This window comes from Marivirga sp. (assembly GCF_051117495.1).
Taxonomy (GTDB): Bacteria; Bacteroidota; Bacteroidia; order Cytophagales; family Cyclobacteriaceae; genus Marivirga.
This window is the reverse complement of sequence record NZ_JBNPEF010000004.1, coordinates 369870-382222: the sequence shown is the minus strand read 5'-3', so window position 1 is coordinate 382222 and position 12353 is coordinate 369870. Positions and strand designations below refer to the sequence as shown.

General features: G+C 34.5%; 8 protein-coding genes. All 8 read left to right on the top strand.

Translation table 11 applies throughout. The features are described 5' to 3' along the window. Window positions 1-94: 94 nt before the first annotated feature. Window positions 95-1459 (top strand): Na(+)-translocating NADH-quinone reductase subunit A, encoded by a 1365-nt coding sequence (locus ACFE0M_RS02820; RefSeq protein ID WP_434544220.1) that lies wholly within the window; start codon window positions 95-97, stop codon window positions 1457-1459. A 53-nt stretch (window positions 1460-1512) separates the two neighbouring features. Next, window positions 1513-2706: an NADH:ubiquinone reductase (Na(+)-transporting) subunit B gene (locus tag ACFE0M_RS02815; RefSeq protein ID WP_434544219.1), complete on the top strand. Its 1194-nt coding sequence runs from the start codon at window positions 1513-1515 to the stop codon at window positions 2704-2706. Further along, entirely contained in the window at window positions 2693-3439 is a 747-nt protein-coding gene (nqrC, locus tag ACFE0M_RS02810) for an NADH:ubiquinone reductase (Na(+)-transporting) subunit C (protein ID WP_434544218.1), read from the top strand. Before ACFE0M_RS02815 ends, nqrC begins: the two co-directional genes overlap by 14 nt. A gap of 18 nt (window positions 3440-3457) precedes the next feature. Continuing rightward, entirely contained in the window at window positions 3458-4144 is a 687-nt protein-coding gene (locus ACFE0M_RS02805) for an NADH:ubiquinone reductase (Na(+)-transporting) subunit D (protein ID WP_434544217.1), read from the top strand. A 19-nt stretch (window positions 4145-4163) separates the two neighbouring features. Then, complete coding sequence (gene nqrE / locus ACFE0M_RS02800; protein WP_434544216.1) at window positions 4164-4775, top strand: NADH:ubiquinone reductase (Na(+)-transporting) subunit E; 612 nt, start codon at window positions 4164-4166, stop codon at window positions 4773-4775. An 89-nt stretch (window positions 4776-4864) separates the two neighbouring features. Continuing rightward, entirely contained in the window at window positions 4865-5431 is a 567-nt protein-coding gene (locus ACFE0M_RS02795) for a DUF502 domain-containing protein (RefSeq protein WP_434544215.1), read from the top strand. Between the two features lie 346 nt (window positions 5432-5777). Next, window positions 5778-9023, top strand: coding sequence for a UvrD-helicase domain-containing protein (locus tag ACFE0M_RS02790; protein WP_434544214.1), 3246 nt, complete (start codon window positions 5778-5780; stop codon window positions 9021-9023). A gap of 386 nt (window positions 9024-9409) precedes the next feature. Continuing rightward, window positions 9410-12235 carry a PD-(D/E)XK nuclease family protein gene (locus tag ACFE0M_RS02785; RefSeq protein WP_434544213.1) on the top strand — a complete coding sequence of 942 codons (2826 nt, stop codon included), beginning with the start codon at window positions 9410-9412 and terminating at the stop codon, window positions 12233-12235. Window positions 12236-12353 lie beyond the last annotated feature (118 nt).

Sequence of the window (12353 nt, the reverse complement as noted above, 5' to 3'; positions counted from 1 at the left end):
AAGTGCAGTATTATTATATTAAAAGATTTTTTTTAGCAAAATAATTCTTAATTTTGCCTCAATTTCAAATAAGGGTTCATTGTTAAACAAAGACATGTCTCATACCATTAAACTTAAAAAAGGTTTTGATATTAACTTAGCTGGAAAAGCTGAGAACAAAATATCAAATGCACCTAAACCGGAAACATTCGCAATTAAACCAACTGATTTCGCGGCTATAACAAGGCCAAAGTTATTAGTAGAAGAAGGTGATACTGTTAAAGCAGGGACTCCGCTTATCTATGATAAAATGGCTCCTGATGTTTTATACTGTTCTCCTGTTAGTGGAGAAGTAGCCGAAATCAAAAGAGGGGAAAAGCGAAAGTTATTAGAGTTAAGGGTTTTAGCGGATAAAGAAAATGAATTTGAGGATTTTGGTAAGCATTCCAAATCTGATATCAAATCATTGGAAGCTGATAAAGCTAAAGAAGTGATGCTAAAAAGCGGTGTTTGGCCAAACATTATCCAAAGGCCATATGGCATCGTAGCAAATCCGGAAGATGCTCCGAAAGCAATTTTCATATCTGCTTTTGATACCCATCCATTAGCACCTGACTATAATTTCATCTATAAAGAGGAAGAAGAAGCTTTTGCTACTGGTTTAGAAATTATCAAAAAATTCACTGAAGGTAAGGTGCATGTTAATATTTCTGAAGATAAAGAAATGTTAAAAATGTTCAGCCAAGCTGAAGGTGTGCAAATCAATAAATTTTCTGGTAAACATCCATCTGGTAACGTTGGTGTACAGATTCACCATATCGATCCAATCAATAAAGGTGATATTGCATGGACAGTTAAGCCTTATGGGGTTATCCAAATTGGAAAGCTTTTCTTAACAGGAAAGTATGATGCCTCTAAAAAAGTAGCATTGACAGGATCAGAAGTTAAGGATCCACAATACTATCAGACTTATGTGGGCGCGTCTATTAAAAATATCATAAAAGATAATATTTCTGGAGATCACGTAAGATATATTTCAGGAAATCCATTAACTGGGGAACGAATTGAAGCTGATGGGTATTTAGGATACTATGATGAGCAAATAACAGTTGTTCCAGAGGGAGATTTTGAAGAATTATTGGGCTGGATCAAACCAACAACTTCAAAATTAAGTTTTCACAGAGCTATTGGTTTATTGTCTTTCCTAAACAAAAAGAAAGAATATGTATTGAATACCAATACCAATGGTGAAGAAAGGGCATTTGTGATGACTGGTGAATTTGAAAAGGTTTTGCCAATGGATATTTTGCCTAATTATTTGTTCAAGGCAATTATGGCAGAAGATTATGATGAAATGGAAGCTTTGGGAATCTTTGAATTGATTGAAGAGGATGTTGCTTTATGTGAATTCATTGATGTTTCTAAACATGAGCTTCAAGCCATTTTAAGAAAAGGAATCAATTTAATGATAAATGGATAAAAGGTGATTAATCCTTGGGATTAATATCAATAAATATAATCATACTATAAAATATGAATCCAATACAAAAATTCTTCGATAAAATTGAACCTCTTTTTGAGAAAGGGGGGAAATACGAGAAGTACTATACGTTGTACGAAGGGCACCGTACAATTCTTTTCAGACCAAAGTTAGTTACAGGTAAGAAAGGGGTACAAGTAAGAGATGCCAACGATTTGAAGAGAACCATGATTACGGTGGTGATTGCTATGATTCCATGTTTGTTATTTGGAATCTGGAATATCGGCCATCAACACTTTTTAGCTTTAGGCGAAACTGCCACTTTTATCCAAAAAATAGGAATTGGCGCAATTCAAGCTCTTCCAATTATCATTGTTTCTTATGCAGTAGGACTTGGAACTGAATTTGCAATTTGCGTTATCCGAAACCACCCTGTAAATGAGGGGTACTTGGTAACGGGGATGTTAATTGCTTTAATCATGCCCCCTAGTATTCCATTATGGCAAGTAGCCTTGGCTACAGTCTTTGCCGTAATTATAGCAAAAGAAGTTTTTGGTGGAACTGGAATGAACGTATTAAACGTGGCTTTAACTGCCCGAGCATTCTTATATTTTGCCTACCCTACCGATATTTCTGGTGAAGTATGGACTTATTTAGGTGATGATGCGCCAATTGATGGATATTCAGGAGCTACTGCTTTAGCTGTGGCTTATGATACGGCTCTTAACGGAACAGGAACTGTGGTGAGTTCATTTTCCAGCTATTGGGCTGAAGGAATGTACACTTTTAAAAATATGTTTTTAGGCGCCATACCTGGCTCAATTGGAGAAACTTCTACTCTAATGGTATTGATTGGTGCATTAATTTTGATTGCAACAGGAGTTGGAAGTTGGAAAATTATTTTCAGTGTATTTGCAGGAGCTTGGTTAATGGGGTTAGGCTTTAACGCTATAGGATATAATGCGTTCATGGATATGCCAGCGCATTATCATTTAGTGATAGGTGGATTGGCCTTTGGAGCAGTCTTTATGGCAACCGATCCAGTGTCAGCCGCACATACCGAAACCGGTAAATGGATCTATGGATTTTTAATAGGAATATTAACAGTGATAATCCGGGTGGTAAATCCAGCTTATCCGGAAGGAATTATGCTAGCCATTCTTTTAATGAATGTGTTCGCTCCATTAATCGATCATTATGTTGTTGAATCTAATAAAAAGAGGAGGTTAAAACGTGCGACAGTCTAATTATTATGTAATATTATTTTCCGTCATACTAACAGTAGTATTGGGCGGGTTGTTGGCAGCCACTTCGGTTGGCTTGGGACCAATTCAGCAAAAATCAATTGAATTGGACACTAAAAAGCAAATTCTAGGTGCCGTTTTGGAAGTAACCTCGGAAATGGACGTAATTGAAACTTACGATAAGGTTATTAAATCAGAGGTAACTGATTATCAGGGTAATATAGTTGCTGAAAATGAAAAAGGGGAAGAGCTTGTAGCTGAAGATGTAAGTGTTGAAAAACAATACAAAAAAGCGCCAGAAGAAAGACTTTATCCTGTATTTAAATATTACGGTAAAGATGGAGGAGAAGAAATTGAATCTTATATCCTTCCTGTTTATGGTAGTGGCCTTTGGGATAACATCTGGGGGTATATTGCCTTAGATACAGAAGGTAAGACCATAAAAGGCGCTGTTTTTGCACATGCAGGTGAAACTCCAGGTTTAGGAGCAAGAATTACTGAAGATGCGGTTCAAGCTAGATTTGAGGGTAAAAAATTATATAATGATCAAGGCGAATTAGTGTCTGTTAAAATGCTGAAAGGTGAAAGCAATCCTGAAAGCAAATTGGATGAGCACCATGTTGACGGTATGTCAGGTGCAACAATAACAGGTAATGGATTAAACGATATGTTGAAAAACTACTTCCAACATTACCAATCATATTTTAACAAAAAGGGTGCTACTGCCACTTTATAATTTAAAGATATTAAAGTTATGAGTACAGAAACTGTAGATAAACCAGTAAAACAGGAGTCGGAAGCGCTTCTTTCCAAAAGGAGAAAGAAAATTGTTACCGACCCATTAAATGATGATAACCCGATTACCATTCAGGTTTTGGGTATTTGTTCTGCTCTTGCGGTGACAACCCAAATGAAACCAACTATGGTAATGTCTATTGCGGTTATATTTGTAATCGTGTTTGCAAACCTTACGATTTCCTTAATTAGGAAATTAATCCCTAATCGTGTTAGAATTATTGTTCAGTTGGCAGTAATTGCAACATTGGTAACCTTAGTGAACGAAGTATTGCAGGCATTTGCTTACGATATGTACAAAGAGCTAAGTGTATTCGTTGGTTTGATTATTACAAACTGTATAATCATGGGGCGTTTGGAGGCTTTTGCTTTAGGTAATAAGCCTTATGATTCCATTCTTGATGGATTAGGTAGTGGTTTAGGATATGCTTGGATTATACTGGCTGTTGCATTCTTTAGAGAATTGTTCGGCTCAGGTGCAATTTTTGGCTTTGAAGTCTTCGAAGCAATTGGATTCTCAAAAGATGGTTGGGTTGGTATGGATTACCAAGCTAATGGTATAATGGTAACACCAGTAGGTGCTTTCTTTATACTAGGACTCATTATTTGGGTTCAAAGGAATAAAACTGGATACGTAGAAAATTAATCGCTAAAATTTTTATACAATGGATTTAATTAATTTAGGAATAAAATCAATCTTCATAGAGAACATGGTATTTGCCTACTTCTTAGGTATGTGTTCTTTTTTAGCGGTTTCTAAAAAAGTGAGCACTGCTTTTGGTTTAGGATTAGCTGTTGTTTTCGTTTTAACCATCACGGTTCCTACAAACTGGTTATTAAGTGAATTTATTTTAAATGAAGGAGCTTTAACTTGGTTAAGTAAGGATTTGGCATCTGTTGATTTAAGCTTTTTAAGTTTTATCATGTACATTGCCGTGATCGCTTCTATGGTACAATTGGTAGAGATGGTGATTGAGAAAACATCTCCAGCTTTATATGGTTCATTGGGGATTTTTCTACCATTAATTGCAGTAAACTGTGCAATATTGGGTTCTTCTTTATTTATGGATCAAAGAGAATACGGATTGGCTGAATCAGCCGTTTATGGTTTCTCTTCTGGTATTGGATGGTTTTTAGCTATTATTGCTTTAGCGGCCATCAGAGAAAGATTAAAGTATTCTAATGTGCCTGATGGATTGAAAGGCTTGGGAATTACCATGTTAATTACTGGTTTAATGGGGATTGCCTTCATGTCTTTTATGGGGATTTCTATTTAAAAAAAAGATATTTTGAATATAAACTTAAGCCTTGGTGGACTTCATCAAGGCTTTTTTCGTTATAATGCTGATTCAATCATAATATAATTATGCGACAAAAAATTTTTACTAGAATTGCTGCTTACTTTTTTAGAGGCTTACTTTTCGTAGCCCCAATTGCTTTTACTATTTTAGTTATTCAAGCAGTTTTCACTTGGCTTGATGGTTTACTTCCGGTTAATATTCCAGGACTAGGTATTTTAATTTTAGCTTCTGCAATAATTGGTATTGGTTATCTAGGCTCAACCTATTTTATGAAGCCTTTTTTTGAGTTGTTTGAACAGTTTATTACCAAAGTCCCTTTGTTGAGTTTGATTTATAATTCAATTAAAGATTTGATTGGAGCTTTTGTAGGAGATAAGAAGAAATTTAATCAACCTGTAATGGTTCAATTTGATGAAGCTGGCAAAATTTTTAAACCTGGTTTTATTACGCAATCTGAACTCTCAAAAGTAAATATGGCTGGCTATTCATCCGTATATTTGCCCCACTCTTACAATTTTTCAGGTAATATTTTAGTGGTTAAAAATGAGCTAGTTCATCCATGGGATATTAATAGTACAAATGCAATGAAATTTATTGTATCTGGTGGTGTAAGTGGGATAGAAGAGATGTAATATATAATGAAGAATGAAATAAAAATAATTTCTAGGGGATAAGATATATTGCATTAAGAATACTTTTGATTGTATAATAACTGTATTTAGCAAAAATATATTCTTCTAAATTTTTTGTATGTGATGTATGTTATTATATTTGTTTTATATCGAAAATATCATGCATAGGGGAGAGGTTTTGAACGTAAAAGCAAAATATAAATCAATCATTAATTCAAGTTCAACAGGAGATATTCTATCTGCTGTTATTATCTCTGTTGAATGTATAGTCGCCTCAGCTGTAATAATAGTAAATATTATAAACTAACTCCTTTTAATTTATAACTACTTCCCTTAAATTTCCTTTATGCACAGAGGAAATCAATTCACGGTCTATAAATCTTCAGCCGGAAGCGGAAAAACTTTTACACTTACTAGGGAATATCTAAAATTAGCCTTTCAAAATCCTGACCATTTTAAAAGAATTTTAGCCGTTACTTTTACCAATAAGGCAACGCAGGAAATGAAGGAAAGGATAATCGAAAATCTTTTTGAATTTTCTGAAAAAACCTCATCAGTAATGGCTGAGCAACTTAAAGACCTATTAGGTTTTTCAGATAAAAAGTTGAAGGATAGATCTCAAAATTTATTGATTTCCATTCTTCATAATTATAGTCGCTTTTCAGTTCAAACCATTGATAGATTCTTTCAGAATGTAATGCGCTCCTTTGCAAGAGAATTAAGCATACAAGGAGATGGAGAGTTATTGCTCAATACGGATGAAGTGAGACAATCCGTATTGGATTTATTAATGGAAGATATCAGTGATCCGAAACATATTGCCCTAAAAAACTGGGTGATTGATTTCTCCATTAATAAACTTGAGGATAAAGGAAAGTGGGATGTGAGAAGGGATATTCTTGCCTTTACAGAGGAATTAATAAAGGATGATTTTAAGGTTATTGAAAGGGCTTTAAATCAAGAAATTAATGATTATGACAAACTAAAATCTTTCAAAGATAAGCTCAATAAAATCATGGCTCAATTTGAGAATGTGATGGAGGGAATTAGTCAAAAAGCTTTCCAACTAATTGAGGCAAAAGGACTGATGATTAAAGATTTTAGTTATGGATATTCCGGAGCCATCAATTTCTTCAACAAAATCAGTAAGGACACTAAAAATTATGATTTAGCTGATTTGGTCAAAGGCAGAGTGATCACAGCTTTAGAAACAAATGGAGAATCTTTGGCTTCAAAATCTTCAAAAAAGAAAGAATTAATTCTACAAACTGCTTCTGAAGGATTATTGAACTATTTCCATGAAGCCATTGATTATATTAAAAAAAATATAAGCGAATACCGCTCAGCTGAAAACATTCTCAAAAATATTTATTTAATCGGTATAACGCAGCATTTCAATAAAAGAATGCAAGAGTATAAAAAGGAAGAGGGTATTCAATTTCTATCCGATACCACTCAGTTTTTGAATGAGATCATTGGTACAGATCCAGCCGAAAGTCCTTTTGTATATGAGAAAATGGGTAGCTTTTACGATCATTTTCTAATTGATGAATTTCAGGATACTTCTACTTTACAATGGCAAAATTTCAAACCTTTAATTGAAAACTCATTAGCTGAAGGCCATGAGAATCTGGTAGTAGGTGATGTGAAGCAATCTATCTACCGTTGGAGGGGTGGTGATTGGAGATTACTTTTAAAAGGTCTGAAGGAAGACATTCCCTCATCCTTTTATAAGGAAGAAGCTTTAAGTCATAATTTTCGCAGTAAGCCCAATGTCATTGATTTCAATAATGATTTATTTACTGCTATGCCTGAATTGGTCAAGTCTAGTGCAGTGAACAAAGACTCCAATGCTTTCACTGAAGAGGTGGAACATCTTTTACAGGATATTCCGGATGCCTACAATGAAGTAGTACAAGAAAAGAAAAATGATTATCCTTATAATGGCTTTGTGGAACTTCAGTTTTTTGAACAAGAAGAAAGTGAAGAAGGAGAGAAAATTAGCTGGCAGACCAAGGCTTTGGAAAAATTTTTGCGCGATTTGGAGAGATTACAAGATGCAGGTGTGAAATTACAGGATATCGGTATTTTGGTTAGAAAGAAATCTGAGGGTATGGAAATTCAGGATTTTCTGGAGCATTATAAAAACCAGAATCCTCATAAAATTCAGAAATATCAATACAATATCATTTCCGATGAAACTTTATTGTTGTCAAGCGCACATATTGTCAATTTCTTATTAAACTGCTTTCAATATCTCTACACAGAGGATAGAATTGCCCTTTCTCAAATTAAATTCTATTACCAAAAGATCATCCATGAAAATAAATCACTTATTCACGATATAGTGAAGGTGGATAGTAAGGATGATTTTTTACCCATAGATTTTTTAGCCAATCAAAAGGATTTGATGAGTCTGAGTTTGCTGGAAATGAGTGAGAAATTAATTCAGCTTTTCCAGCTAAAAAAGATTAAAAAAGAAAAGGCTTACCTCTCAGCTTTCCAAGATGTCCTATTGGATTTTGGTAATAAAGGAGGTATTCCTGATTTTATGGAATGGTGGGAGCAAAACAGTCATTCCTATGCTATAAAATTGCAATCTGATGAGAACTCAGCCCGATTGATGACCATCCACAAATCGAAAGGTTTGGAGTTTAAAATCTGTATGATTCCGTTGTTGGATTGGACTTTAAGTCCGAACCCTTTGATGGCTCCAACTTTATGGGTGAATACGCAGGCTACACAATTTTCAGAAATTCCTTATTTACCCATTAAGCATTCATCCTCTCTGAAAGATTCTGATTTTGCACTTTCCTATTGGGAGGAAGAGGTAAGAAGTTATCTGGACAACTTGAATTTGATGTATGTGGCCATGACCAGAGCTGGAGATGCACTCTTTATCAATTCTCATGCAAAAGCAAAATCTGGTTATATTTCCAAGCTTCTTTTACAGTTTGCAGAAAAGCAAGATGATTGGCAGGAGGCAGATATGAAATTAACCATAGGTAATGAATCGGTTTTTAGTTTGATGGCTCAAGAAAAAGAAGGCAATGAAGATACTTTTCCTGTTTCTTCTGTTAATTTAACTTATTATGAGAGTCATAATTGGCACGATAAACTAAAAATAAAACATTCTTCTACCTTATTGGCTGAGGATGCGGGTTTATCTAAAACGGATTTAGGGATTTTTGTCCATGATATTTTTTCAAAATTAAATGACCTGAAAGCGCTTCCTGAAATGCTTGAGAAAGTGAAAACCGAGAAGATGTTAAATAAGGAAGATTTTGAATCTATTCAGAAATTAGTAAAAGACAATCTGCAACAAGACAGTATTTTATTGCCTTGGTTTGAAACAGACTGGCAGGTTAAAACTGAAGTGCCCGTGCTCTTGCCAGATGGATCATTAATACGACTAGACAGAGTATTGATAAAAAATAATGAAGCACAAATTTTAGATTTTAAGACAGGTGAAAGATATGAGCAAGATAAAAAGCAGTTAAATTTTTATAGAAATACATTAAAGAAAATGGGCTTTGAAAAAGTCACAGCCCACATCGCTTATTTAAATCCTTTGGAGATAATTGAGGTTTAAGGTTTTGTATTAAGAATTGATTATTTAAGGGTTTTTGATCTATTGCTAATCTTATACTGGAAACGGTAAAGTTGTTCCTACGGAACTTGTGATAGGGCTAAGATTTTAGTTACCATAAGTTAGCTCTGTGGGACTTAAAATGTGTAATAAGTCTTTGATTCTGAATAAAGATGAAAAGTAGAAATGACAATTATTATTATAGAAATAAATTCAGCAATCTAAGGCCCCAGAGGGGTCTAATTATGGAAATGAGTATAAAAATCTGAATACTAAGCTCCGTAGGAGTGACCTTATTGCTTGAAAGCCGAGGTGTAACTTGACTCTAAAAAAATATATAGCCGGGACATAATTATATAATTGATAAACAGCTTACAATTAAACAGACAATGCAAAACACATTTTTAGAAGAACTAGCCCAATCACTCTTTACGCAATTAGGAAAAGACATTTCCAATTACACCGTTATTTTTCCCAATAGGAGGGCTGGTTTATTCTTTAACCGTGCGCTTCGAAAATTGATTGATCAACCCATCTGGGCTCCGGAAGCCATGGCTATTGAAGATTATGTGCGTCAGAAAAGTGATTTTGCAGTACCTGACCAACTAAGCCTGGTCTTTTCTTTACATGAAGTCTTTCAAAAACATGCACCTTTTAAGGAAGATTTTGAACAGTTCTATTTTTGGGGCGATATGCTGGTGAAAGATTTTAGCGATGTGGATCACTATATGGCCGATGCTCGTCCGCTATTTGCCAATCTATTAGAATGGAAAAAATTGGCCGATACAGATTTCTTAACCGATGAACAGCTCCAATTAATTGAGAAATTTTGGAAAAGCTTTGAAGCCAAGCCCAAAGATGCACAAGAAAAATTCAACCGAAATTGGAATATCCTTTATCCTGTTTATGAGGATTTTAGAGCTAAATTAAAAGCTGAAAACCAAGCCTATAATGGTATGCTCTACAGGGATTATGCCGATAAATTAAAATCGGGACAAGCTCAGATTTCAGGTCATTTGATTTTCGCAGGCTTTAATGCGTTGACCAAAACGGAAGAAATCATCATTTCAGAGGCTGTAAAAGAAGGTGCAGAAGTCTATTGGGATATGGATGCTTATTATGCTTCACCAGAAAATGCTTTGCAGGAAGCCGGAAATTTTTTTAGGGAATACGCCCATCATTCGGTTTTGGGGAAGACCTTTCCTAATGAGTTGCCCAATAGAATTCTTGAAGAAACGCCTGATATTAAAGTAACAGAGGTGAAGGGCAATATTGCTCAGGCTAAATTTTTAGGGCAATTACTATCTGAACAAAACATAGAACAGCCCGAAAAAACAGCTATCATTTTGGGTGATGAAAGCTTGCTTTTTCCAGTACTTTATGCCCTTCCAGAAGAAATCCAAAAGGTGAATGTTACTATGGGTTATCCGCTTCGCTTTGCCTCTATCTATCAATTAATGAATGTCTGCCTTTATCTTCAGAAAAATAAAAGGGAAGAATCCGATAAGCTCACTTTTAATCATCGGGATGTATTGAAAACTTTAAAGCATCCATTTGTAGCAAATTTGCTGGGTGAGAAGGTGAAATCCAGCATCCAATATATTGAAAGTAATAATATCATCAGGTTAGAGCTGAAAGACTTGTATGATGAGGGTGAAGTACAAAATCCACTTTTAGATATAATTTTTAAAGATGGAACTGAGAATTATTTTCTTTATTTAAAGACCATCTTACAATACGTTCATAACGAACAAATTGAGTCCACAGAACAGGAATTTATAGCTGAAATATTTAAGCAAATCAACCAGCTTGAGCAAATTGTAAGTGAATTCAAACTGGAATTGGAAATCAATGCCTTTATCCGTTTATTTAACCGAATTGTCCAATCTATCAGAGTGCCATTTTCTGGAGAACCATTAGAGGGGATTCAAATAATGGGAGTACTGGAATCAAGGAATTTGGATTTTGAGCATATCTATTTTTTAAGCATTAGTGAAGATAATTTTCCTGGAGGGGCAAATAGTCAATCATTTATACCCTACAATATCCGAAAAGCATACGGACTTCCTACTCTGGAACAACGTGATTCCATATATGCTTATTTGTTTAATAGATTAATGCAGCGCAGTCAGCAGATACATTTAATGTATAATAGTGATAATAGCGGTGGGAAAGGGGGCGAGCCCAGTAGATACTTATTGCAACTGCAATATGAATTGGGTATTCGATCTCAAAAAGTACAATTACAAAGTCTAAATCAAGACCCACAAGCAGCCTCAGCAGTTCCTATTACCATTCAGAAAAATGAGGGGATTCGTGATATTTTAAAGTCATACAGTTCCAATAGGTTTTTATCAGCTTCGGCTTTAAAAATTTATTTAGACTGCCGATTGAAATTCTATTTCCGATACATTGCAGGTTTAAAGGAGAGGGATGAGGTAAGCGAAGATTTAGATGCAGCCGATTTCGGGAACATTCTCCATCATGTAATGGAAAAGCTATATGGAGAAGTAGTCAGTCAGCGGTTAGATGCCAATAAGATTTTTCTTTTGAAGAAAAATATAGATAATCTGATTCAAGAAGAGTTTGCCGAACTTTACGGGAAGAAAAAGAATAGTGAAGATTTCGAATTTGAAGGAAGGAATATCATTATTCGTGATGTGGTTAAACGAATGGTCATTCAAATTTTAAATTATGATGCTCAAATTGCTCCATTTACTGTAAAAAGGGTAGAGGGAGAATTTGAATATGAGGTACCATTAGATAATGGTACAAAAATTCGTTTGCAAGGCTCAATTGATAGATTGGATGAAAAAGAAAATACTATTCGAGTTATAGATTATAAATCAGGAGGAGATGAAGTAAAATTTCCGAATGTTGAAAGCCTATTTGACCGAAACCACGATAAAAGAAATGGAGCGGCCATGCAGACGCTTTTTTATTCTTATTTATTTATTAAAAATGAGGAATATGATGGCTTAAAAAATGTAATTCCCGGGCTTTACAATGGAAAAGGATTATTTAAACCAGATTTTTCAGAAAAATTAAAAATAGACAAAAAAGAACTGAACAATGCCGAAGTATTAATGGAGGATTTTGAAAAAGGGCTCAAAGTAATCCTTAATGAAATTTTTGTAAGTGATCAAGCTTTTGAGCAAACGGAGAGCTTGGAAAAATGTACTTATTGTCCTTACAGAACGATTTGTAATCGCTAAAAAAGAAAAGCAACACGCCTTTCAACGTGTTGCCAAACCTAATTGAACATGAAAACTAAATTGTTATCTAAAATAACTTAATTAAATAACCATTTTACTTTCAAATAGTTTGAAGAAT